General features: G+C 58.0%; 18 protein-coding genes. 9 read left to right on the top strand and 9 right to left on the bottom strand.

Annotation, left to right across the window (positions count from 1 at the left end):
* Window positions 1–12 precede the first annotated feature (12 nt).
* Complete coding sequence (locus BV106_RS11200) at window positions 13–978, top strand: hypothetical protein (protein ID WP_038164497.1); 966 nt, start codon at window positions 13–15, stop codon at window positions 976–978.
* A gap of 76 nt (window positions 979–1,054) precedes the next feature.
* On the opposite strand, the gene BV106_RS38320 is transcribed toward BV106_RS11200, so the two are convergent.
* The 4 genes from BV106_RS38320 to BV106_RS35430 form a co-directional block, all read right to left on the bottom strand.
* The gene (locus BV106_RS38320) at window positions 1,055–1,375 is read right to left on the bottom strand and encodes a hypothetical protein (protein WP_265595555.1); all 321 of its coding nucleotides are present in this window, start codon (window positions 1,373–1,375) and stop codon (window positions 1,055–1,057) included.
* 741 nt (window positions 1,376–2,116) lie between these two features.
* Entirely contained in the window at window positions 2,117–2,953 is an 837-nt protein-coding gene (locus tag BV106_RS11185) for a hypothetical protein (protein ID WP_038164491.1), read from the bottom strand.
* Complete coding sequence (locus BV106_RS11180; RefSeq protein WP_265595554.1) at window positions 2,938–4,125, bottom strand: hypothetical protein; 1,188 nt, start codon at window positions 4,123–4,125, stop codon at window positions 2,938–2,940. Before BV106_RS11180 ends, BV106_RS11185 begins: the two co-directional genes overlap by 16 nt.
* A 164-nt stretch (window positions 4,126–4,289) precedes the next feature.
* The gene (locus BV106_RS35430) at window positions 4,290–5,003 is read right to left on the bottom strand and encodes a toll/interleukin-1 receptor domain-containing protein (RefSeq protein ID WP_051945647.1); all 714 of its coding nucleotides are present in this window, start codon (window positions 5,001–5,003) and stop codon (window positions 4,290–4,292) included.
* Between the two features lie 170 nt (window positions 5,004–5,173).
* On the opposite strand from BV106_RS35430, the gene BV106_RS11170 reads away from it, so the two are divergent.
* The 4 genes from BV106_RS11170 (at window position 5,174) to BV106_RS37240 (ending at window position 8,743) form a co-directional block, all read left to right on the top strand.
* Window positions 5,174–5,812, top strand: coding sequence for an SLATT domain-containing protein (locus tag BV106_RS11170; protein ID WP_265595553.1), 639 nt, complete (start codon window positions 5,174–5,176; stop codon window positions 5,810–5,812).
* Between the two features lie 171 nt (window positions 5,813–5,983).
* Window positions 5,984–7,039, top strand: a complete 1,056-nt coding sequence (locus BV106_RS11165) for a DUF2278 family protein (protein WP_038164485.1) — start codon at window positions 5,984–5,986, stop codon at window positions 7,037–7,039.
* A gap of 40 nt (window positions 7,040–7,079) precedes the next feature.
* Window positions 7,080–8,084 (top strand): phospholipase D-like domain-containing protein, encoded by a 1,005-nt coding sequence (locus tag BV106_RS37245; protein WP_051945645.1) that lies wholly within the window; start codon window positions 7,080–7,082, stop codon window positions 8,082–8,084.
* Complete coding sequence (locus BV106_RS37240; RefSeq protein WP_051945643.1) at window positions 8,081–8,743, top strand: phospholipase D-like domain-containing protein; 663 nt, start codon at window positions 8,081–8,083, stop codon at window positions 8,741–8,743. Before BV106_RS37245 ends, BV106_RS37240 begins: the two co-directional genes overlap by 4 nt.
* Before the next feature lie 84 nt (window positions 8,744–8,827).
* Here the strand turns inward: BV106_RS37240 and BV106_RS11155 are convergent, their stop codons facing one another.
* Complete coding sequence (locus BV106_RS11155) at window positions 8,828–9,661, bottom strand: hypothetical protein (RefSeq protein ID WP_038164482.1); 834 nt, start codon at window positions 9,659–9,661, stop codon at window positions 8,828–8,830.
* Window positions 9,662–9,679: 18 nt separating this feature from the next.
* Complete coding sequence (locus BV106_RS11150) at window positions 9,680–10,918, bottom strand: hypothetical protein (protein WP_265595552.1); 1,239 nt, start codon at window positions 10,916–10,918, stop codon at window positions 9,680–9,682.
* A gap of 316 nt (window positions 10,919–11,234) precedes the next feature.
* Here BV106_RS11150 and BV106_RS11145 point away from each other — a divergent pair, with 316 nt between their 5' ends.
* Entirely contained in the window at window positions 11,235–12,059 is an 825-nt protein-coding gene (locus tag BV106_RS11145) for an FRG domain-containing protein (protein WP_265595551.1), read from the top strand.
* 104 nt (window positions 12,060–12,163) lie between these two features.
* Window positions 12,164–15,331, top strand: a complete 3,168-nt coding sequence (locus tag BV106_RS11140; protein ID WP_038164479.1) for a tetratricopeptide repeat protein — start codon at window positions 12,164–12,166, stop codon at window positions 15,329–15,331.
* A gap of 11 nt (window positions 15,332–15,342) precedes the next feature.
* On the opposite strand, the gene BV106_RS11135 is transcribed toward BV106_RS11140, so the two are convergent.
* Window positions 15,343–15,906: a toll/interleukin-1 receptor domain-containing protein gene (locus BV106_RS11135; RefSeq protein WP_265595550.1), complete on the bottom strand. Its 564-nt coding sequence runs from the start codon at window positions 15,904–15,906 to the stop codon at window positions 15,343–15,345.
* A 223-nt stretch (window positions 15,907–16,129) separates the two neighbouring features.
* Between BV106_RS11135 and BV106_RS11130 the strand changes: the two genes are divergently transcribed.
* Entirely contained in the window at window positions 16,130–17,308 is a 1,179-nt protein-coding gene (locus tag BV106_RS11130; protein ID WP_081891662.1) for a toll/interleukin-1 receptor domain-containing protein, read from the top strand.
* 13 nt (window positions 17,309–17,321) lie between these two features.
* Entirely contained in the window at window positions 17,322–19,256 is a 1,935-nt protein-coding gene (locus BV106_RS11125) for a pYEATS domain-containing protein (RefSeq protein ID WP_038164472.1), read from the top strand.
* A gap of 134 nt (window positions 19,257–19,390) precedes the next feature.
* Here the strand turns inward: BV106_RS11125 and BV106_RS11120 are convergent, their stop codons facing one another.
* Window positions 19,391–21,838: a TIR domain-containing protein gene (locus BV106_RS11120; RefSeq protein ID WP_038164470.1), complete on the bottom strand. Its 2,448-nt coding sequence runs from the start codon at window positions 21,836–21,838 to the stop codon at window positions 19,391–19,393.
* Between the two features lie 119 nt (window positions 21,839–21,957).
* Complete coding sequence (locus BV106_RS11115; protein WP_038164468.1) at window positions 21,958–25,401, bottom strand: HD domain-containing protein; 3,444 nt, start codon at window positions 25,399–25,401, stop codon at window positions 21,958–21,960.
* Window positions 25,402–25,462 lie beyond the last annotated feature (61 nt).

Raw genomic sequence — 25,462 nt, 5'->3', positions numbered from 1 at the left:
CCGTTGCAGATCATGAGCACTTCATTGCGAAGCTCGATTCTCCTGGCGATCCTGCTCCTCACCCAACTCGGAAGCAACCCGTGCTCCGCCAAGAGCGAGGAGTACTATATCAATGCCCTGTCAAAGCTGATTAAGAAACAGCCGTCAGCGGATCCCAAACCGCTTGCTCGCGACCTACTGAAGAAGAACTCCGCCGATCCGGAAGCTCATATCGCCATCGCCAACTGGTTTTACAATCTCGGCGAGGACGTCATCTTCATGCCAGAGAATCTTCCCGCCGGCCTCTTTGTCCCGGAAATCCGCGACACGAAAGAGGACAGGGAACAGGGGCGCGTTCACCTCGGCACTGCCGGATATATGCATGGTGGAAAATTCTTGGACTCAACAGGTCGGCAGGAGGCTGTCAAAATTCTGGAGAACGCCAGGACGCTCTTTCCTCAACGCTTGGACATCGCGTTAGGTGTACAAGAAATTTTCGACTCGCTGGGAGACACCACAGGCCAGATTGATGCCATTGAAAAATTCATCTCCGCCACCAAAACTCACGCCGCAGACTTGTGGTTGAATGGCTCCAAAAGACTGCCCGGGAAACCAGAAGACTTCGTCAAGCACGTCATCATGGAAATCCTCAATGCGAAGGTGGAGCTCGCCACCACGCGCGATGCAGATGTCCTCGTAGCTCTGTCCCGCATCTTCGTGCGCGAGTTGCCAGCCTCATTTGAAGCCTGGAATTTTCTTTCCATCTCCTGTGACATCCGAAATGACGCCATGGGCCGCTACCGATGTCTTCGAAAGGCAAGACAACTCGCCCCTGAAGACGAGATTATCACGCGTAATTGGATGCAGGCCAATTTCCGGTTGCACCTCTGGTCCGACACCCTCGAAGCTGCTCACAGCCTGCTTGAAAAACACCCGAATACCCGCTACAAGCAAGAGACCGAGTTCTTCATCAACGCCATCACCGAGGCCAGGCAGTAGCCGAGTTTCATCTGCGTTTCGACGATCGCTTTTGCCCCATCGGAGGTCACGGCTGGCCGTTACTGCCTCACCGCTTCTAGTTGTCGCCCCTACCCGCAGGAAGCCGCTTCCATTGTTCCGTCAGCTTCCCACGCAGGGCAGAGGCAGACTCAGGCGTCGGCTCGATTCGGCCAGTCAATCCATGTTCATCCAGCTTCAATCCCGACAACTGCTCCGCGTAGTCTGCCAGCACAGGGAGCGACTCCAAAGAGGGACGATAAACGATCCCCTTCTCCAGGCTGGCATGCCCATCACTTAGACTCCACTCGTTTCCAACTTTCCCGCTGTAGAAGTCATCCTCATTGAAGCAAGTCTTCCGGTCAGAGAGAGGAATTCCTGACTCAACGTCCCATAACATGGCCCAGTAAAGCATATTGGGAGCATCGGAACGCTGGCTTCGGGTGAGAAGGACTTTCTCCTCTGGATCATATATGGCCAAACTGGGATCGGTGGCAGCCCTGTCAGTCCCGAAATAGGCCTTCTCATCGCATACCTTTGATCTCCATCTGGGGTCGTCCGGCCGGAGCAACACTTGCTCACAGTCATCCGATGTGGCGATGATGTACTCCCCACCCCGTACCCTGCCCAGCAGTCCTACTCCTGCATTCCACGGGAGTGTTTCCCGCCCGAGATCAAGACGGCCTTCGGTTGCCTTCGCCAGCACTTCCCCCTTGGGGGAGACTCACCAGGACCAACTCCCCGTCTTCCATGTGCAGCATGGCACCGCTCTCTCCGGCACCAGCATTCACTTCAACAATCTCCCTCCCAAAAGTCTTGGTGGCGATCACCGCCCCTTCCCTGGATTGCTTCCGCACATCGAGCAAATCTCGCCTGTCAGCACGAATCGAAACATGCAGCCGATTGCCCAGATCAGCGGTTCGCTCAGCTTGCAAAGGCTCCAATCTGGCGAGTTTCCGCCAACCCGAAGCTGACTTTGCCAATATTGCCCCTTTCTGCTCCGCCCACAACTGCGTTGCCGCCTCTGGAAGCACCAAGGGCGGCACCCCTCCTTCATCATCATCACGTGACAAATCGGAGAACGCTATGCTGGCATCAACATATGACACCACAAGGGTGGGATCGCCGCCCGGCGGCTCCCCTATGCCGGAGTCAGTTTTTCGTCCAAAAGCTTGATGAGTGCACCCACGGCAAACTCTTTCGTTTCAAGGAACAAACCTTTGTCTTTCGCTCTCCTCACCAGGCCGCCCATCTCGTCTAGATAATCCTGGTCGCGCTTCACCTTGGTGCCCGCCACCACCTCTCTTCCCGATTTCGTTTCGGCAATTTTTTTCGCCATGCCATTGAAGCCGGTGGAACAAATCAACAGCTTCTCGCGCTTCAGCGCCAACCAGCTTTCTTCCAATACCCCAGAGACGGACCTCGTCGAACTGGTGGGCCGTCCACCGATGACAATCCTTGCGTCACACTCGCCCACCAAACGTTCACGGTTCGCAAAGAGATCCCTCGCTCTCTTTGAGTCCGGTTTCCCTTTTGGGGGGAGATAGGATGCGTCATGATGATCAGGCCACTCCGTGGAATCAATCCTGATGTAGTTGCCCAGCTCCACCTTCTCCGTTTGGGACAGCTCTGGCGCATCTGGATGTGCGAGATAATTGACAACAATGGGGGCTTCCGGTGTCGCATTGACGGCCTTGTAGGCCAGGGCAAATTTCCCAAGCGCCTCCATGATCCCACCAATGTGCCATTTGTGCCCCAACACCACCGTCCCCCCCAAGGCAATGACTCTGCGTGACAGGTCGATCACAAAGTCATTGATGGCATCCTTGCTGAATCCCAGAGGGGACAGGTCGGATTCATCCGCGGAACAGGTGATCCCGATCTTTCTCCCCCAAAATGGCCGTCCATCGTCTCCACCGGTCCTTCCGCCATGAATTCGGAATTCGTCCAGCGAACATAAAATCACTCCCTCTCGCATTTTTTTGCCACATCCTTTGCTATGATCTCCACGTCATCTGGCAGAGCCGGATTAGGATAGACAAGAAAACCGGGTGCGCGCGTTTTCCCCTTGTTCAACCGTTCTATGGCTCCCGCTAGTGAGGCCAGCGTAGGATATCGCGATATCTTCTCGTATTTGACGCGATTGCCATTCTGAACCGCGGCCAGTTCCACGCGGGAATCAAAAAGGCCGATGCGCAGCCCTTCCTTCATTGCCGCCAGCAGAATGCGGGTGATGCTTCCATCCGGAATCCTCACCGATGGGCTGCCGTCCAGGCCAATGACAGCAGGACCGTGTTGGACGTTCCAGCGGGCATCAACTGTCACGAGCGGCCTGTTGTACATCTCTGCCCAGTAAACTTCCTTCTGACACCAATATCGAGAATCATAGACTTCGGTACGCAGGGCCACGACAATTGAACCCGCTACGGCGCTTTTCAATTGTTTGCTGATGTCACCAGTCAAGTCCAGGTCGTCCGTGTCGTAGAATGACTTGAATCCTTTCAAGCCTTTCAACCAGTTCTTGACTGACTTCGCCAGAGGAACACCGTCCTTCTTCGCATGGCTAAAGAAGATCTTGGGCCGCTTCGGCCGAACGCCCCTGCTATTCCCCGGCACCGTCCTCACCTTCTTGAAAAGCAAACAGATGGCCATTTGCATGGTATGCAAGGTCAGAAGGTCCTGACGGAGATCTCTTTCATCCAGCTCCTTCAGTCCCAGCGCTTCAATCTTTCCCCAACGTGCTTCCCCCACTGCCTCCGGTACTTGATCGGACGACAGTGAGACAAATAGGACCGAAACATGGTCTTCCGCATCCGCCAGTTTTCGCCAACTGCTGGCCAACTCCGTCGCATCGTCGCCATTTGCCTTTCCCAGCAATACTACGACGAGCACCCGCTCCGAACTCCCAACGATATCTTCAGTCACCCCGTTGGGAGCGAGCACTTTCCGCACTTCATCACCATTCTTCTGGTTCTCTTTTGTGTACGAAAATGCCCGAAAGTCCAACGGATGCAGCCATTCGTAATCGGGTGCCGCATTAAGGTCCCGGGAATCCATCCCCAGAAAGGCCCGCTTCAGCGATTTTACATAGGGTTCGGTGTCCGCAGCATCTCCCTGGCTGATCAAGACAACAGATAGTGGTGATTTCATGGATTCACAATGAAGAGCTCCAGATCGCTGAACTCAATCAACTCCAGCGAGCCCACTGATCAGCAGCAAATTCATCCACAATCAATATCGGCAGTGCAACTTCTTTTTTCTCTTTGCACCCATTGACCATTCTTCACAATAAACCGAATTTGACATCCCTCACCTCAGTACCTCCGCGGCATCCTCAGCCACGTGTCCCAGGTGGCGCTCCACGGCGGCACCGCCTGCGGGTCCGTCAAGATCAGATCCTGCCCCTTGGCCGCTCCCGCCGGACCTGGCCCCACCTCCGGATACAACTCAAAGTACGACTGCCGGTTGAACGTCACATTCGGGCGCGGCGCAATGAACAATACCGCAGCCTTATTCATTAAGCCATCGGCAAAGCCCATCTCCCAGGGCACCCAGTCAGAAGTCAGTGCATGCGGGGACGTCGCCACGAACAAGCTCCGGGATTGCACGATGCGACGCCGGATGATCGTGGCCGTGGCCCGCGTCACCACGGCCGGGTTAAGCAACCGGTCAAAGCGATCCAGATAGACACGATAGCGCCGGGCCACCAGCCAATGGTACAAACCCACCACCGCCACCGCGTCTGGGGAACTGTAGGAGAGAAAGATATCGAACAAATGCCGCGGCGATGACGATGACGGGCCCCCAGACCCGGCAGAAGGCCGCACCTCCCCCTCCGGCAAAGAAACTGCCTCCATGAAGACATCCTCCTGCGGCGTCTCCTGTTCCAGGTTATCAGCGCGACGGTCGAGATAAACCACCGCAGACTCTTCAACAAGAATGCGAGTCTGCTCCGTGGCGAGCTGCTTCAACTGGGACTCCAGAAAGTACTCCATAATGCGCCGAGCTTCTGCACGACGGTAGTGCACGGCACACGACTGGTCAATCGCATCGGCATCTTTCCAAATGCCAACTTGACGTTGCTATTTGCAACTCTATAGCGCAACTTATACTCCATGCCACCATGTATCCGTCCAGCAATGGCCGACACCCTCGCGTAGCTACCTTAGCAAGATCACGACCTCAAGCATGCCTGACCATGCAGGACTCAACGAACTATCCCAGAAACTCTATGGGGAACATCCCGGCGACTGGATTTTCTGAACTGAGGTGGGACGCAGCCAGCCGGGAGGGCTCCCAGCGGGAATTGCACAACTATGTGACTACCACCTACCAGAGTACGAGGGACTGGTACGGAAACCGGAAGGCGGCCAAAAGAGACTTCAGCCTCTTCCTCCGGGTGCTGGCCCTCCTTGGGGTGGGCTGCTCAGGATTGGTTCCCATCGTCTCCGAGTTGAAGGTGACACCGAAGATCAGCCCCCTGTGGTCCACCGTTCTGCTCGCCCTGTCGGGCTTCATCGTCATGTTTGACCGGCTCTACGGCTTCACCAAAGGCTGGATCCGCTACATGCGCACCATGCAACAGATGGAGCGTGTCATGTCGCAGTTCTGTTTTGACTGGGAAACGCTCAAGCTCACGCCCCCAACACCCAATGCCTCCACACCGGAAGCCCCATCGTTGCCCTATCTGAAACTCGCCAATGAAGCGATCAAAAAACTTCAGGACCTGGTTACCGCAGAGACCAATGAATGGGCGACCGAGTTCAGCTCCGCCGTGCAAGACCTGGACACCGCGACCAAGGGCAAGGGAGGAGGCGGGAGTCAACCCAGCTCATGATCTTCATCCTTCGATCAGATTGATTTATTCACTTTTCAGGCCTTGCATTCGCAACTTTGTCGCCAAACTTTCACTTGTGCCGGGTTATTCAACCCATCAGCTCCGCACTCCCACCCTGCAGCCGGTGATTGAATCACGCCCGGCCTCAAACCACCTCGCCCTCCTCTTCCCATGCCTGTACCCAACTACGGTGTCCTCAAAGCCCGCCCCGTTGACCGCCGCCTCGGCGCTGGGCAGAACCCGCACTACCAGATCCGCGCCGTCGCTGGCAACGATGACTACCGTCTGGCCATCAATGTCAAAAGCCGCCAGAGCCCTTCCGAACTCCTGTTCATCGTTGACGAGCACTTCCAGCATCCGGTCACAGAGATCCTCACCACCTTGCCCGGGGATGGATTTCACCCACTCGAGCACACCCCAGCCAGCGGCGCCCTGGACTTCATCCGGGGCAATCTCTTTGACCCCATGGCCATGGTGCCCCTCCCTCATGATGTGCCGGGTCCAGACAATGACTTGAATGAAAAGTTTGATGGCATCATTCAGCGGGCTCTCTCAGATGAAACGGCCGTGATCTACGCCTTTGGCTCCAGCTGGAGGCCCGACAACCGTCCTGACCCATACTTTGGCTTCCGCCCCAATCGCGGGATCCATGAGATTCACATGAACCAGGGGAATGACCCGGAAGGCGACTTTGCCGATGCCAACGGGCCCTACAACGACGGCGGCATCATCGTGCACTTCCCCGAGCAGCAGCAGTGGGTCGCCGTGTTCACCGCCTTCCAGAGCCAGGCCTGGCACACCAACGACCAGACGGGTGAACCTCTGGAGGGCTCCGCTCCCGGTCAGCCCGGCACAGATCCCCGCCCGCCTTTCCCGACCGACGGCGATCTCCCCACCACCGATGTGCCCGACGGGCTCGTCCGCATCGTCGGTGCCCTGGTCAACACCATCGAGTCTCCCGAGAAGGAGACCGTGACTCTGATCAATCGCAGCACCGCAGAAATCGACCTCAGCGGCTGGGCTCTCGCAGACAAGAACAAGGAGAAAACTCCACTGTCCGGGAAACTCCCCGCAGGCGGCGTCTTCGTGGCCCCCGTGCGCTCCCCCATGGCCCTCTCCAACAAAGGCGGCCTCATCACCCTGCTGGATGCAGACGGACGGAAGATCCACGGTGTTTCCTATACCCGCGAACAGGCCCGCCATGTCGGCTGGACCATCACCTTCTAGGCCCACCTCTTAACTCTTAACTCTTAACTTCTCACCACCCATGCGCAAGAAAGCCACTCATGATGGACTCACCGTGCACGCGGTGGCGGGCACCTACGTCGTCCTTCTTACCTTTACCCTGGGAGAAGCAGACTGCCCCGGGCTCAAAGGCTTTGCCATCCACCGCACAGATCACACCGACCAGGAAGCAGGCTGGCTTCAGGGTATGAAGGTCTTCAGGGCGACTGACCCCGGCCTCGCCCCAGGCATGAAGCACTCCACCCGCCTGCAGCCCATTCAGGACTTCTGGTGGTCAGACTACACCGCCAAGGCCGGGCACAAGTACACCTACAAGGTGGTCGCCCTCAAGGGAGATCCCCAGAACCTCATCCCCCATGCCGAAGTCTCGGTCACGCTGCACGCAGAGTCCACGGAGGGCGAGGAACACGGCATCTACTTCAATCGCGGAGCCACCGCCTCCCAGGAGTACTCCCGCAGGTTTGGCAAACTAAGGCCCCCGGAAGACAACATGGCCCACCCCGTATGGGGCTGGCTCTCGCGCGGCGCTCATGAGGCCATCATCGACTTCATCGGCCGTGCGCAGGGTGACACCTGGGGCATCCGGGTGGGCGCTTATGAATTCCGCCTCCCCTCCGTGTCAGATGCGCTGGACAAGGCTCGTGACCTGGGTGCAGATGTCAAAATCCTCTTCGACGCCGGCAAGGAGTTCCCTCGTGAAGAGAACCGGGCTGAAGCCGTCCGCGCAAAGATCAAAGGACTCTGCAAAGAGCGCGTCCCCAAGCCTGCCGCCCTCTCGCATAACAAGTTCATCGTCCTTTTGAAGAAAGGAAAGGCCGTCGCCGTGCTGCTGGGCTCCACCAACTTCTCTCTCGGTGGCGTGTACGGGCAGTCCAACGTTGTCCACACCGTGGAAAACAGCGATATTGCCGCAGCCTATCTCGACTACTGGGAGCAACTCTCTAAGAATCCAGAAAAGGCCGTACTGGCCCCCTATCTCACTGAGAACTACCCCGCCCCCTCCGCCCCCCACCCGAGCAGGGCATGACGACCGTCTTCAGCCCCCAGTCCACCCTGGATGCGCTGACCTTCTACGCCGACCTCGCCGCCGCCGCCAAGCATGCCGTGTTCATGACCTTCGCCTTTGGCATGAATGCCGTGTTCGACGAAGCCTTCACCCACGGCCCCTCCGGCATCCGCTACGCCCTCTTCGAGAAGCTACTGGGCCCCGGCGTACGCAAGGAGAAACGCCCCGCCGAGGAGGCCCGCATGCTCGCCATGCGCAAGATGGCCGTCAACCGCTTCGCCGTCGGCAATCACATCCGCCGCCAGGACCTCGGTGGCTGGTTCGCGGAGAAACTCACCGGGCTCAACACCCATGTGGAATACGTCCACACCAAGTTCATGCTCATCGATCCCCTCGGTGAGTCTCCCATCGTCGTCACCGGCTCCGCCAACTTCAGCGCCGCCTCCACCAACAAGAACGACGAGAACATGCTCATCATCCGCGGCAACAAGCGCGTGGCCGATATCTATCTCGGAGAATTCATGCGCCTCTGGGAGCACAACGCCTTCCGGGACTGGATCGGCAGCCGCCCCGCCGACGCCGCCCTTGAGCCCTGGTACCTGGACGACACCGACACCTGGTGGCAGCGCTACTTCGGCAAATCCGGCTACAGCCGCCACCGGGAGTACTTCACCAGCTAGACTCGTCGCCACAGCTCCCATATTTCCAGGCAATACAGCGCGACCTGTCTTTTGCCTTTCAACACCCTTGGACACTGCGCTCGATCACTCTTCTGTGAGAAAAGATGGCATATCGCCAAGTGATGCGTCTTCACGAAACCGCAGCACCTTCACCATTTGAGCAATAAGTGCACCTGTAGACAGAGAATTGGAAGGAATACACAGAGCATCCCGACCAGAACGGCCGCGAAAGCGATCGAGTTTTCGAAACATGTCCATGGCGTGAGACACCCAAGGTAATTCCTCGTTCCGGGAAGGATCGACGATACGCTCCGCCACCCCTCCCAGCCCAGTGGAACACAACACAGGCTTGCCAGACTCCATTGTGAGCCAGGCCTCTTCAATCAAGCCCGGCACTTTGCCCTGATGCCCCAAAATGCGCCCTCCAATGACAAGCCGTATGTCACAGCGCTTGGCCAGTTCATACCTCATGGCGAACAAATTTGCCGCCCGAGACTCTGACCCCGGATGAAAAGATTTCGAATACTGGGAGATCTCGGACTCAGAGTTCTCTGTTCGAATCTCTGGTGCCCATGTCACCGATCTGGTGACGACATAAGACTGCAGTTCCTTTCTCTCATCTTCGGAGAGCCCCGGCATATCCGGAGCTGCCAAAACGTTTTGAATCAACGGATGACTGGGCTTCCCATGTTCGCCCCGATAAGCCAGTGCAAACTTAGTCACCGACTCCATGATTCCGCCAGCCCGCCAGTCGTGCCCCAAAACCACGCACGCACCCAGGGCGATGAGGCGCCGACAAATATCCACAGTAAAATCATTGACTGCCCGCGCATCCAGCCCAATCGCGGGGAGATCTTCACTTTCAGAAATGGAAATGCCGATGCATCTACCGGCGAGGAGGCGGTTGTCAGTGCTCATAGGGGCAGCTTCAAGATTTTAGCCGAGGCAGAGGACGCGGAACTGATCCAGTGAGACGAGGTTGATTCCTTTTACCAAGCTTTCCGCCACCCGGCGCGCTGATACTTCCAACTCGTCGGGCATGGTTGGATTGGGGTAGACAAGATAGCAGGGTGCCGGATTCGGCTTCGTAGCAGCCTCCAAAGAGATCAAGGTTGGGTATCGGGAAAGAACGGAGCAGTCGTCAAAGCTCACCACCGTCCGCCTTGATGCTGAATCCTGACTTGCCAGCGCTGTCTCCCGAACCCGCTCACGCAGCAAATAGACACGCAGTGCCTCCCGGTAGGCCGCCAGCAGGATGCGAGTGAGGCTGCCGTCGGGTACACGCACCGAAGGCGTGCCATCAAAGCCGATTACGGCTGGACTGTGGCGAATGTTCCAGCGCGCATCCACCGTGAGCACCGGCACGCCGTGATGCTCCGCCCAGTAGACCTCCTTCTGACACCAATACCGAGAATCGAACGCCTCCGTTCGCAGCACTACTATAATGGAGCCAGACCCGGCTACCGCATCCTGCAATTGAGCGCTCAAGTCTCCCTTCAGGTCCAGATGATCCGTGTCATAGAAGTACCGAAACCTCTTCAACAGGCCATTCATCCATCCCCTAAGGGAATAGGCCAGAGGCACTCCATCACGCTTTGCGTGACTGAAAAAAATTCGAGGCTGCCCCCCGCTGCCTGGCGATTTGGCCAGCTGCCTTCGGTTCAGAAGCCAAACTGCTTGGTCCAGAGCATAGAGGCAAAGCATGTCCTGCCTCAAATCGCGTTCCCCCAGATCGTCCAGGCCGAGGAGCATCACTGGTGATGGCATCGGATTCTGACGAATTTGGGGGGCTTGGGCACTGCTCACAGAGATGCCCAGCACACTCATGTCTGTGATCTCCTGCTGTTGGGAAAAGTTTACCCATCGTCTCAGGAGATCTTCTGCTTGCGAGGTCGCTTCAGACAACAGCACAATCACCAACACCGCCGAAGAATCCCGCCAGATCGGAGACTTGCGTTCGGCATCCGGCTCCAAGAGAGAACTGTCCAGCGGAGCCTCTGACCTTGCTTGCGTGAACACTCTGAAATCAAGAGGATGCATCCATTCGTAGTCTGGTGCCTCTAGAGCCTCCGCTGCATCCAGTCCTAGAAAGGCCCGGCGCAAAGCCTGAGTGTAGAGCTCGGTGCTCCCGGAGGCACCCTGCCTGACCACGATCACAGTGAGAGGAGTTTTCATTGGAGTCAGTGACCAGGGCACCATTCCTGCGACCCCGTCATCCGACAACCTCAAGAGTTCCATGATTCCATCAAGCAAATTTTCTCCACAGCTTTCAAGCCGGCACTTTCTAGTGCATGCCGCAACATAACCAAGAACAGATTCCACCCCACTCGGCCGGTTCCGGAACCTGCATCCACCTTCAACGGCCTGAGTCTTAGCAGATTCCAAAGACACGATATGCGAACTCTCCAGCACAACGCCACCGACCGCTGAAGCAACAACCCTCCAACGTTCGTTTGACACACCGTGTCATGCAGTTTCATCATCCCTTTCTATGGGCATGGCATCCAAGGGCATCAAAACAGTAGCCGTCGAAAGCTGGTCTGAACTCCAGGATCTACTTTTTGACCAGACCTGGAACCGCGAAATCAAGCGATGGCGCTCCACCTTTGCATATCGCGGGCTCGACGATGCTTCGTTTCAGCTCAACAACAGCCTTTCAAGACTGGGGGAGCCATATGAAAACATGGAAAAGAATTTGCTCAAACAGTTCAAAAAGTATGGTCACCGGGATCTGGTGGAGCGCGATACAGACTGGCATTGGTTGAGCGTGGCTCAACACCATGGGCTGCCAACCCGGCTTCTCGACTGGACCTACTCGCCGATGGTGGCCCTTCATTTTGCCACAGCCGACCTTTCGAAATTCCACTTGGACGGATCCATCTGGAAGGTGAACTTCGCGGACGTCCACGCCCTTCTAATGAGCCATCTCACCGCCGCACTGGACTCTCTTGGAGCAAAGATTTTTACCGTAGACACGCTTTACGACACCCTCAAAACCACTGAGGAGCTGGACAGGCTGCACAAACCTCAGGATGACGCCGTCATCTTCTTTGAGCCCCCATCAATCGACGACAGGATAGTCAACCAATTCGCCTACTTTTCGGTGATGAGCGACCCAACTCTAACAATGAATGAATGGTTGGCCCGTCCACAAGTGGCTGGCAAAGTGGATGCAGTCAAGATAGTGATTCCTTCGGGGTTGAAGTGGGAAGTCCGGGACAAACTCGACCAGTCAAACATCACCGAGCGTGTATTGATGCCCGGGCTGGATGGACTGTGCAAATGGCTGGCCCGACATTACAAACCGAGAGGTTGAACCGACACATTGCAAGTGTCCGTCAGCTTCACTCGAACTACCATTAGGCAGCGCGACATACATGACATTGCACAGATCTCCGTTGCAGACATCACTGCCCCCCCATGCCCACCCGCCCATTTCGCCTTTTCATCAGCTCCACTACGGCTGACCTGCATCACTGCAGGACAACAGCCGCCCGCATCCTGAAAGAGAGAGGGGTGGAGGTCATCGTCGAAGAGGAATTTGCCACCCTGGACTATGTGGCGATCAACCGCCATCTTTGGGAATTCATCCAGATCAGCGACGCCGTGCTTTTCATTGTCGGCACGAGGTACGGGAGCGAACCCACAAACCTTCCCCCAGGGGTGCCCCGGCACTCCTATGCACAGATCGAGTGGGAGTTCGCTCGGCAGTTGTCCAAGGCCCGCTATGTCTTTGTGACCGCGCCAGCGTTTGAGGCTGGAGGCGCCCACCTCCTCCCGGAGTCTGAAGACCGCCAACGTCTACAGGCCCGGCACCGTATGGAAGTCGCAGGGGCCAAGGTGGACGCGCTGCATCATGGCTTCGCAGACCTGGCTCAGTTCGAGGAGTTGATACAAAGAATCGACTTCCCCACCCAAGTCCCCCAGCGGCCCCGCAAGGTCGTGGCACTGCCCTACGGCACGCTGGGCCCCCTTTTCAAAGGGCGCGACTCCGCGATGGAGTCCCTGCATTCTCATCTGCACACTCAGGGCAATTTGACCGCCCTCGTGGGCAGCCATACCCTTTACGGGCTCGGTGGCATCGGCAAGACGCGCCTGGCAGTGGAGTACGCCCTGGCCCATGGAGACGAATACCAGGCGGTGCTCTTCGTCACAGCGGACACTCCCTCCAGCCTGGATGCTGGACTGAGCCAGCTAGCACATCCACGGGCGCTGGCTCTCAGTCCGCCCTCGGAGTGGGACGAAGCACGCCAGCGCGAAGCCGTGGTGCACTGGCTGGAGCGCGAGCCGGGGTGGTTGCTCATCCTGGACAACGTGGACAGTGAAGAGGCTGCAACCGCCGTACGCGCCCTGCTGCCTCGCCTGAGCCAGGGCCATGTGATCATCACTAGCCGACTGGCAGGCTGGGAGGAGGGCGTACAGGCACTGGAGCTCCACCCCCTGGCCCTGGAGGCCGCCACCGCCTTTCTGTTGGAAAAATGCAGCACCCGCAAACATGAACCCGGTCAGGATGAACCGAATGCCTCAACCCTGGCACAGGTACTGGGCACCCTCCCCCTGGCTCTGGAACAGGCCGGCGCCTACATCAACGTCCAGGGCCTGACATTCCACGAATACCTCGAACTCTGGCGGCGGCAGGACGGCCTGGTGCAAAAGTGGTTCAACGAAGACCTCATGCGCTATCCCCGGAGCGTCATGACCACCTGGGCGACCAGCTTCGAGAAACTGAGCGAGGGAGCCAGATCACTCTTGAAGATGCTCTGCTGGTTCGCACCGGACCCAGCCCCCCGTCGCATCTTCATCGGTGAGACCATGACCAGGATTCTGGCTGACCGCTTGAATGTGGGGCACACCGCTCCCACACTGGCCGTGACTGAACTGCGGCACTACTCCCTGCTGCGCATCACGGGAGAAGACATGGTTCAAGTCCACCTCCTGGTGCAAGAAGTCACCCGTCACCACCTGCCTGAGCCAGGGGACCGACATCCCTTCATCACGGACTGCCTTGAGGCCGTGGGTGGCTTTGCCACCGGCAATCCTCACGAACCTCGCGCCTGGCCAGTGTGGGAGCCTCTGCGCCCTCACATCCTCGCCCTGGCCCATTGGGCCGAGCTTCTGGACATCCCCCGCCCCACCGCCTGGCTGCTTAGTCAGCTCGGCGTACTGCTCATGCGGAAGGCCGCCTACCTGGAGGCGCAAGCCTGCATGCAGCGGGCACTAAGACTCTACGACCGGAGCAGCCCACCTCTCCATGAGCAAATAGCCTCGCTGGAGTCCAACCTGGGCACGGTGGCAGAGCGGCTGGATGCTCCCGATATCGCTTTAGCTCACTACCAGCGTGCTTTGTCGATGGTTACGGGAATCGACGCCACCAGTCTCAGCCTTGCCGCCACGCTGCACAACAATCTTGCCGCCCTCTATGTGGACAGGCACAAGTACGTTGAAGCACAGCACCACCTGACCCTGGTTCGCGAACTCGAAGACCAGCTTCCGCCCGCGGGCAATCTCGACCCCCAGCCCGGCTCCACCCGCAGCAACCAGGGGGTGCTGCTGTGGCGCATGGGCAGGTACGAGGAAGCAATCACTGCCTACGGGGAGGCGCTGGCCATCATCGAAGCTCACCCCAATAGAGGCCCGAATCACCCGGAGGCGTCCATCATGCGGAGCAATCTGGGCCTGTCGCTGCAGGAGCTGGGACGGTTCGAGGAAGCAGAGGCGTGCTTTCGCGCGGCGCTGCAGGCGGACCAGGCCGTGTTCGGCCTTAAGCATCCGGCCGTGGGGCGAGACTTGAACAATCTGGCCCTGCTGCTGCGGATGCGTGGAGACCTCGCCTCCGCAGAAAGTCTGCTGAGGGAATCCCTGGGCAACGATGAGGAGACCTACAGCCAAGCTCACAGCGAGGTGGCGGATGGCCATGCGAACCTGGGCCTGGTGCTGCTGGATCTGCACCGCCTGGAGGAGGCGGAGGAGCATCTTCGCAAGGCCCTCCAACTGGATGAGGCGCTGCGCGGTGGAGACCACCTGCGCATCGCGGCCACGTGCCTCAATCTCGCCCTGGTGGCCCGGGAGCAGGGCAACCTGGCGGAGGCGCTCCGGCTTAACTCCCGCGCTCTACAGCTTCAGACGGACACTCTTGGCCCGGAGCATCCCGACCTGGCCACCACGTGGAACAACATCAGCCGCGTCTTTCAGGAGGATGGCGACAAGGGCACGGCCCGGCTCGCAATGCGCCGTGCCATGGCAATTGACCGCAAGGCCCTGGGGCACCGCCATCATCGGCTCGGCACGAGGTTGGGCAATCTGGCGCAGATCTACTGGCAGATGGGCCGCCTCCGCCGGGCCGGGCACCTGTACCGTGCGGCCATCACCGCGGACCAGGCCACGCTGGGCGACTCCCACCCTGCCATTGCTGTTGACCTCTATAACCTCTCCGAACTGCTGCGCGCCCAGGGGCGGGAGGAGGAAGCGAACGCCCGGCTTCAGGAGGCGGCAGATGCTGCACGAGCGCACGCGGGAGCGGATGGGGCGGTGGCGGACCCGAGGCTGCGAATGATCCTGGAGAAGGCGAGCCGGGCTAAAGAGGCTTAGGGACGAATTGGTTAGTCGACAAATTTGAGATCACTGAGAGGACGACTCTGAGGAAGAAATGGCAAAAGCGTCACCGCCAGTTCAGTAAGGACCTGATTCAATTTGCCTGTCGTCGCCTCTTTCAAGAACGGCCTAAGCGATTCTACCCATGCCACCACCAATCCATCGTTGCACAGAATTCTGGAAACCTGGATGAAGGAAGGCAGCTCCTTCACCTCCTTGGTAATCAAGTGTGCGCACGCCAGTCCCACATTCTTGGCCATTCCAAACTCAAACGGAACCCACCATGAGCCCACGGTATTGTCCGTGATAACCCCAAGAAAATGAGTACTTTTACTCAGTCCAGCCTCTATGTACTCGACCACTTTCTGATGATCTTTGACCGCATCCGCGACTTGCAACGGTTTATCATCCTCATCCAAGTAGATGTCGATGTCGGCCGTTTTGATTATTCTACCCACCTCAACCGCCTTATCACGATCCTTCTTCCTGTGGGCAATAAAAACACACGGGCCAGAAGCTCCAGCCATCTTTATTCCAGGCTGGGATTCGTGAAATAGGTTTCTTCCTGCCATGGTGGGATGCAAAAACTATACTCCTCCGCAGAACATCCACAACCTGTGAAAGAGAAAGAATTTGTCTCAGTGACGCCACCCCATCAGGCTTTTCGGTTTACGCTTACAACTACAAAAACTTTTTGCGCTTCGTGGTAAAAATATTGCCACCATGCACCGGCTAATGCTATCTCATTCCTGAGATCGCGCAGGACGAGCCTCCTTCCCTTTTCGTACCGTTGCCATGCCCCACCGAGTATTCACTAGCTACGCTGTGCTGGACCGCTCTACGCAGATGGAGAAGTTCATGAAACTGTTCCATGAAGTGCTGCGCACGAAAGTGGGTGCCTATGAGGCTGAGGAAATTGAAAAACTAGTGTTCTTTGATTTCAGAGGCATCAGACCCGGCAATGTCTGGACGCAGGCGCTGGCCGATGAGGCGGGCGAGGCAGAGCTGCTGGTATGCCTGGTGTCTCCCACCTACCTCAACAGCCCCTGGTGCGGGCAGGAGCTGGAGGTGTTTCACCAGCGCCATACGCAGTGGGAGTCCAGCAACCCCGGCAGGGCAGGGCAAGCGACCTTTGTCTTTCCTGTATGGTGGGAGCGCGATCCATTCCGGCCCCTGCCCGACAAGCTGAGCAAGTTTCAAGCCGTCACCTTCGACTCCCCTAGAGGGTACAAGGGAGGCCTGCGGCAGCTTGCCGACCTCAGCAAATATCGTGATGCGTTCAAGAGCTTTGTCGAGGCGTTGGTGACTAACATCCGTACCGCACTGTCATCCCGGTCCAAGCTGCCGACCATCAAGGTGGACTTTGCGACCGTGGCGAATGCCTTCATGGACCAGCCCCGCCCGTACGATATTCACACCTGGTTTGCAGTACCCGGTGGTGAGGCGTGGCTGCCTTCCGGCGTGGGGCGCCCCATCTGCCAGGAGGTGGCGGCATCTGCGGCCCTGATGCGAGTCTCCCTGCATGGCTTCAATCCGAGTGCACTACTGGGCTCACAGATCTCTGTCCTACAAAACGAACGCCAGATCCTGCTGGTGATTGCAGACGCAAACACCCCGCCGGGCGGTGCACTGGCGCAGCTGCACGGGCTTCCCCAGGGGGCTCCACTAGCCCTGCTCCTGGTGGACGGCAAGACCGCACCAGGGCAGACGCCCCGCTCCGTGGCGGACTGGCTGGCAGGACTGCCTGAAGGGAACTTCCATGCTGCCGCCAAGCTCCAGCACGTCTCTTCCACGCTGCCTGGCAATGTCACCGTAGAAGTGGAAAAGATTGTAACTCGCGTGCGGCTCAGCCTGATCAACGGTGATGCGGGCGCGACCGTGCAAAACGAAGCCTTGGCCAATGCAGCTGCCAGCCGCGGCATCACCACTGCCACCAAGGCCAGCCTGACGGGCTCGGTGACAACGTCTGCCTAAGCCTCCCCCAGCCATGCCTACACGGAAAAAAGCGCCCGCCCGCAAGGCGAAAAAGGTCGCCCCGAAGATGGGGCTGCTAGTTCAGCCCCCGCCTGCTGTGGAGATTCCTGAACGCGACCGCATCTTTACGTTCTATTCATACAAAGGCGGGACGGGCCGCTCCATGGCGCTGGCCAATGTGGCCTGGATCCTGGCGAGCAACCGCAAGCGGGTGCTGGTGATAGACTGGGACTTGGAGGCTCCGGGTCTGCACCGCTACTTCCGCCCCTTCCTGCAAGATCCTGAGCTGCTGCGTAGTGACGGCCTCATCGACTTCTTCTGCGAATTCGCCGAGGCGGCACGGATGCAGAAGCGCAAACAACGGCAAAGCGAGGGCCAGGAGGAGGAAACTGAATCCCTGTGGTACGAGGACTACACCGACCTGCTCCGATGTGCAGTCTCCCTGGATCACGAATTCCCCTCCCCTGGCACGATCGACTTCGTGCCCGCCGGTCGCCAGGGACCCTCCTACGGCATCCGGGTGGGTTCCTTTGACTGGACGGACTTTTACCAGAAACTCGGCGGTGGGGTGTTCCTGGAGGCCGTGAAGAAGCAGCTCCTGGAGGACTATGACTACATCCTCATCGACAGTCGCACGGGCTTGAGTGACACCGCCGGCATCTGCACAGTGCAGATGCCGGGAGAGCTGGTGGTCTTCTTCACCCTCAACCGCCAGAGCATCATGGGAGCGGCGGCGGCGGCACAGTCCGCCGTGGAGCAAAGGCGCAAGGGCACGGGGGAATCCACCCTGCGCGTCTGGCCGGTGGCTACACGGGTGGATGAGAATGAGAAGGAGAGACTGGAGGCCGCCCGCACCATGGCGCGGGAGACGTTTGCCCCCTTCCTCCAGCGCACCGTGATGCGAAAGATGCGGGAATCCTACTGGGCGCAGGTGGAGATCCCCTACGTGCCCTTTTACGCGTACGAGGAAATACTGGCCACGGTGGCGGATCGCCCAGAGCTGCGCTCCAGCCTGCTGGCAGCGATGCTGAACTTGACGCAGGCGATCACGGAGGGCCAGATCAAAAAGCTCCCATCACTGTCATCCCGGGAGCAGCACAACCTCCGTGCGCGCTACGCCACTTTCTCCGAGAACCGGACGGTAACCCGGCCGCCAAAGTTCTATCTCAGCTACTGCCAGCGAGACGTCGAAGAAAAGACGATGCGCAAGATTGCGGGATTCCTGGAGATGGCGCTGGGTGAGGAAAGCATTGTGTGGGATGGCAAGATCCCCCTGGCAGAGCGCTGGGACCTCTGGCTGGATCGGGAGCTGGAGGCCGCCACCTGCGTTCTGTTCTTCGTCGGTCCGGCCTGGCTGGAATCTGCCAACACGGCACGTGAGCTGGAGATAGCCCGCAGCGCGGGCAAGGCGCTGGTGCCCGTGATCATGCATGACACCACGGAGTGGAGCGACCTCCCCAAGCCCCTCCGGGAGGTACGGGGCCGCACCATCTCACAGAAGACGTTCAAATCCGATCTGGAGGGACTGGTGCAGGGCCTTCAACCCTTTACAAGGTCAGCCAGGCAACTGAAGCTAGCCTCCCAGCCTATTGACCCGGATGATCCCCAGCGGGGCCGGTGGGGCGGACGCGCCATGGCAAACGGACGCCGCCTGACGGCCACCGTCTCCGCCATCTCCAAGTACTGGTTCGAGATTAAACTGGTGGTGTCCAGCACCAACAAGGATCCGCTGAAAGGCAGGGTCAATTTTCACCTGCACCCGTCGTTCGAACCCGACAAGGAGGTGGTCGAGGTCGATGACGCAAAAGGGGAAGTCTACAGGGTGGAAGCCGTCCTCCATGCCTATGGCGCCTTCACCGTGGGCGTGGAGGCAGACAATGGCGAGACGCAACTGGAGCTGAACCTGGCAAAGCTGCCTGATGCGCCCAAGCTCTTCAGGGAGCACTGAGCCCCCTTGCGATGATAGTCGCAGGCACAGGTGCCTTTTCAAAGAAACTATTTGGATAAAAACATCCGGTGGTGGCAGAGATTTTAAGTGTACTGTGAACAGTGCGGCTGCGCAGGATTTTATCCAAACAGGGTCTAAGGTTGCTTTTCCATGCCCTCCCATACGAGCTGACAGATCCTGCCGGTGTTTTTTGCTTCCAGCAGCTCGAGATTCTTCTCCCATGTCAGACCGTTCTTGAGGAGCTCACCCAGTTTGGTGGCATCCCTCACACTTTCTACGCGCTCCCAAAGAGCATCCATGATGTCCTGACAGAAGGCTTTGCATGCCACCTGCAAATCTGCAGCAGTGATGCCGGCAAACATGCGCGCGTAGACGGGATCATGCTCGATGTAATGGTCCACCGTCAACTGCGGAGGCTGCTTGGCGGGTGGGTGCAGCAACCACTCTGCGAGCATCCCTGCGGCGCCTCCCGCGGCGGAGATCAGGAAGACGGGTTTGTTTTGCTTGATGGCGTACAGGGCTTCCTCAAAGAGACCGGGCATCCATCCGGTGAAGCCCTCAGTCTTGCCCCCCATGAGCAGGTGGGCAGAGGTGTCGATCTCCTGGTTATTGCCGCCAGCGCTGCCCAGGGGAGGATCGGGCAATTTGCAGGTGAGGTTCCCGCCGATGCCGCAGATCCGCCGGCGCATGATGGTGAGCGCAATGGCATTGCGAGCGGGTTCGAAGGCCTTCGCCAGTTGTTGCCGCGCTTCTTTGGCCCGCTCCCGCTCAGATTCAGGCATTTTAGCGAGCTCCACTTCGGTGAGGGGTTGGGGACGGGTTTTGTCATCGAACGGAGCCCCCACCTGCCAGTCTTTTGCAGGCACCTTCACGAAGGAGCAGATGTCCGTCCATTGAGCGATTTTCTGGGCATCTATTTGATCCCCCCCGTGATGGCGGATGGGGACGTACAGCCGGGGTGGCGCCTGCAGCGTGCTGGTGGTGACGTCGCGCTCCGCCAGGAGGAGCTGCAAAAGCGATGCGGTGAAGTTGAGCTCTTCCTTCCAAGGCTCGGCTGGGCGGAAGGACTCCGGCAGCCTCCCACCGTACAGGAGGGAGGCCTGGGCCCGCAGCAGTGGTCTCATGAAGCGCAGCAGTATCTCCTGGGTGTGCTCGCTCCAGCAACCGGTGTTGAGGATCTCCTCCGAATGCCCTACGGAGATGGAGATGATCCTTCCCCGCAAGTTGAGATCTGGTGCTTTGTACTTTCCTGAACTCTCGTTGAAGGATCTGAAGTAGTAGCGGGGGAAGGATGCCTTCAGCCCGTCTTTCTCCATGTTGCTCAAACCGTAGCCCGGGTGGATGAAGGAGACTGGTTGGGGGCTGGCGGCGAGGCTCTTCATCTCCGGGGTGGCCATGATGCGAGCAATCATTACCGGGTCCGGGCTGCGATTGAGAAACACTTTGCGTGATCCCGGTTGCAGCGCGGCATACTTGGCGGCCAGGCGACGGTAAAAGAGGCCGAATAGAATCTCCCGCAGCAGGGTGGTGATGACAAAACGTGCTGACTGGGCATCCTGCCAGCGCACACAGGGTGAGTACCCGAGTTCAGGGATGGTGCGCGCGATCTGCTTGCCCTTCATGGTCTGCACCACCACGGCTGGCGCGACGAAGTACTGCCGCCCTTTTCCCGCGCCGCATGAATCCTCGACGGGTCTCAGGAAATCACGGATCTCCTTGCGGCACCAGGGGCGGTCGGCGTAGTTGTCGCCCTGGATCACGATGAGCCCTGCGGACTCCCGGGTGACGGCGGTGTCCAGGATGGTGGTATAGTCATACCCTGAGGCGATGTCTGTTTCATCGAAGAAGGCTTCGCATTGCGTTTCCCTCTGGATGTATTGCTTCAGGGTGATGGCCTCCTCCGTGTCGTCCGCCTTGGCGTGACTGAGGAAGATCTTGATCTTTTCCGGCACCGCGGCTGCCTTGCGTTTGTTCGCGGGTTTCTCCAGGGACTTATCTGAAGGATGACACCAGGCGCGCATGTCCCGGCAGAGCACTTCGGTGATGCGCGCAATGAGCTCGGCATCCTCCGGGACCATGCCTGCAGGGGTGATGTGTCTGAGGAAGTTGAGCTTTCGCATGGACTCCGGCATGTTGTAGGCCACCGGCTCCACTGCCACGGGCAGCAGGCGGAAGGTGGCAGGGCTGTTTCGCTTGAGCGGAGCGGCGTCGGGCTGCCGGGAGGACTTGGCGGCATAGTGCGCCACGTAGGCCCGCCAGTCCGGGCTGGCGACCATAGTGGCATCAACGAGGGGGATGATGTAGTTGCGGACTCCGGGGTCCTCGGGAATGGGCGGCGGCGTCTCCCCCAGGCTGGCGTTCTCCGGGGTACTGCGGAAGTAAACAGGAATACCCTCCATATTCTCCAGGCGGAACCAGTAGTAGAGGCGCCTGGCCAGAGAAAGGCCACGCAGATGGGTGGCCAACTCCAGCGGCGTGAGCTTTTTGAGATCGCGCCCCTTGAACTCCTCACGTTGGTCCAGCCCGGGATGCCAGAGAATGTAGATACGGACGGGCGGCGGCAGCGAGGACGGAGTGGCCATAGTTTGCAAAAAAATGTGTTCGAGTGCAATTCCCGGAGGAATCGGGAGATCCAAGCACTACTTTGATACTATGTAAACAAACCCCAGAGCTGACAGGGGCCAGAGCAGTGAATGGACGGTCAGCGAGTCGGTTTCGAGTCTCTAGATGTCTCCTTGAACCAGCTTAGCGAGTCAGCGCCCTCGTGCCTCAGGTTCTTGAAGATGCGTCTTCCCTGCACCGTGTACAGCCGACTGGACACTCCTTCGGCCCATGACTGCGCATCTTCGACGACCGCATCATCGTCCCAGTGGTACCTCAACATTTGGAGATACCCCTCCAAGGCATCGATGTCTGCCGCAATCCTTGCGTTGATCGTGCTGAGTTCCTTGAACTGAGTCCAGATGGTCCGCCAACCTGCAATTCCCCTGAACTCAGCAAGAGCAGACAAAGAGACAATCTTACCCATGGCTCTCTCCTCCTTGACTAAATCGTCACTTGTCTTCAGGAAAGATGGAATATCCCCAGTGTAGGTCTCGGGAAGATCATGTATCAGCAGCGTCCTTAGAATCGTCAACTTGTCGTACCCTTCATCGTCAGGAGATATCTCGGGAAGAAAGGCGTCGGCAATCAACAGACATCCCCACGTGTGGTCTGCGACTGACTCTGGATCCTTGCACTGCCTGTGATAGGTCACCCCATCCTCAGTGGTTCGAGGAGTTGTCCAACCCGCTCTTTTTTGGCGCTTCAGCGCATGAAGCTCTGAAAAGATCGACCCGATGCTTACCTGCCCCTTCTTAAGCATGTCCAAAGTTTGATGGAGGAATGCTGTGAAGGCCTTGGTCAGGTCCGTGAACTGGCGGGCCAGCGTTTCTTGGACCAGCTTCAGCAAACGTTGGCGAATGTCTGATGGCAACACCCCTGCCACGTGCCGGTTGATGCAGAGCGAACAGATCGTATGCAGTTCTACAAACGTCATGGCCCGCTTCCTCCCACTTCTCACATCTCCCTCAAGCTTCTCGGCAAGGACTTCAAAAGTGTTTCGAGGCACAATTCGAACATCATCAAATCCGATCATGTCGTCTGCCGGAGGCGGCAAAGACTGATCCTCGTAGTACTGGAGGTGAAAACCCCGGTTTAGATTGTCACAAACGGGATAGCTCAGCAGGATTTTCAAGTATTCTTCTGCTGCAGTTTCATTGCCAAGGTAGATGAGACTGATGTAAATGGTTCTGTGGAGCAGCAGCATGCGCCTCCCCTCCTCCTCCCCGGGACCCTCGAGAACACGCTCTTGCATCTCAGGGAGGCTCTTCGGGAACGTTCTGCGCAGTTCATTCAAGATGGATATCGCCACCCGGCAACACCCAGTATCAGAAAACCGGCCCAGGACATAAGCCAGGTGGGTCTTTTGCTTGATGGGCGGCCCCTGGTCGAGGATGAGTCTGATGCTGTGAATCGCCTCGACCTGAGACTCCGTGGATCGATTGATAATGGCCCGCACAAACCTGTTGATACCGTACGGGTAGATGACGCTGTCGCTGATGTCTTCCGCGACCACCCCGCTCAAAAGCAGCTCCACGGCATGCTCTGCGATGAGGAACTCCCTCAAACTGGAGTGCAAATGGGGAATGACCGCCAGCACTTGCCGCACCAGATTGTCCGGAACGCCTGGGACGTAGTAGTCTTTGTACGTCAGGCCAACCCTTCTTGCGTAGATATCAAAAACCGATTTCGCGAGCTTTTTAAGCACCTGCTTCGTGATGCTTTCTGAGAGAGTTCCTGGCGCTGATGCATTGACCTGCTCAATACAATAGTCAAAGTACAATGAGCCGATGCCCGCCTCCTTTTGATGCCAGTGCCTGCGTATGGCCATGGTTAAGAGGGACAATACAAACAAGTCCACCTCGGCAGTACGGCATTTGACGATGAGTTCCCGAATCTGCTTCACCAGGGGTGCAGCCCCCTCGCCTGCGTTTACTTTTGTGTAAGCATCGATCACGGCAGGCAGTTTGGGACTGTCGCTTCTCACCCGCCCCAGGTGCAGCATCGTCTCCTTGTCGGCCCACTGGAGCATGTCTGCAGCGAGCGCACTTGCCGGTGATGAATCCCTGATGCCAGCTCCTACGAGCTTGACCGTTTTGCAGTGCTCATGCACTGCCGCCAACTGACGGCGGAGCTCTCCGTCAAGAATGGACTGCATCGGATGCCTCAGGTAACTGTCGCAGCCATCCACAATGAGGAGCAGGCTGTCGCTGTGCGCCTCATGCGCCGCCCCAAAGACCAGTTCTTTGAACAGCCTGGCGAAGTTCTCCACGACCTCTTGCTCAGAAGGTGGATCAGCCTGGTCTTCAGGAAGAAGGTTGCGGATGTTAACGCAGATGGGGAGCATGCGTGACTCCCCTTTCTGATAGCGCTCCAACTGGGTGAGATAGAAGCAGGTCAAAAGGGAAGACTTCCCAGTGCCAGGATAACCTCCCACGACAGCCAGCTCCGAATTGCCCTGAGTCATCGACTCGAGGGACTCCAGCTTTGTGTGAAACCCTTCGAATGGTGTCTCACCATCCAGCAGCAGATTGAACAGGATCTCATAATCAGCCAGGACTGTGTCTGGATTGCGCTTGTAGAGCTGCAGAGTCTTGTGATCCAGGTGCGGCTCACACTTGGCATTGAGCCGATGCACCACATCATTGATCAGCGGCACGCGTCTACCGCCGCCTCTAGCTGATGCTTTCAACACCATCTTGACGACTCCAAGCGCATTCCCCAGGGCCCACTGCCGGATGGCATTCCCATCATCGAGCCCAACTGCGTCGATCTGGTCCTTCCTTGCATCTGCGAAGTCAGAAATGCCCCGAACTACGAGCAACTTGCACCCTGCCCCCCTGGCCTCATCTGCGGCGAATGCGATGGCGGCGGACTCCATGTCGATGGCAAGATACTTTCGATCGCGCTGCAGAATGCCTTGCTTCCATACCGCTGACTTTACCACCTCCCCAGCGCAGGCCAGGTGCCCAGTCAGCACCTTGACTTCCTTCCCAAGCAGACCAGGCGGAACAGCATTTTCCCTCCCTCCCAAAATCTTCTTTCGTCTACCAGCGCATGCTCTGACCCAATCTGCGTGTTCGATCTTGTGCTCGAACGGAAGGTTGTCGACCAGGGCTTTGAAGTCTTCCGTCCTGAGCGGTATTCCTGAGGGCCGGAGAACCGTTTTCCCCTCAACCTCCTCAATGGCTCCAGCCTCAGCAAAGAGGTCCGTCAAGCTGGCACAAACGACATCACCAAGCTTCACATCATGGTTGAAGCTGCCTGAGACTCCGATGTTGACGATGACATCAGCCCGGTAGTTCTCCAGCAACTTTGTGGTAAAGGCGATGGATTCCGCCGAACCCATTCTCCCGATGAAGGTGACGTTGACTTTGACGCCAGGTTCGAGCTCAAGCTCATACCAAACGCCGAGCCTGGCGGGCATCGCCTTCTTTCTTCTCAGCTTGCTGTCGTGGAACAAGTGCCCAAACTCTTCTTGAAGCGCGACGATGACCACGGTACCCAGATTCGGCTTTGTCGGGCGTTTGGTTGGTTTCGGCATAGGAAATGAATAGCGGTTGGTGATCCGAGTTGCTTCCCTGGCTTTTGCATCTTTCAACACG

Origin of the sequence: Verrucomicrobium sp. BvORR106 (assembly GCF_000739655.1) — a bacterium.
Lineage (GTDB): Bacteria > Verrucomicrobiota > Verrucomicrobiia > Verrucomicrobiales > Verrucomicrobiaceae > Verrucomicrobium.
Note: the sequence above shows the minus strand (reverse complement) of the source record. Positions and strands in the feature narration are given on the sequence as shown.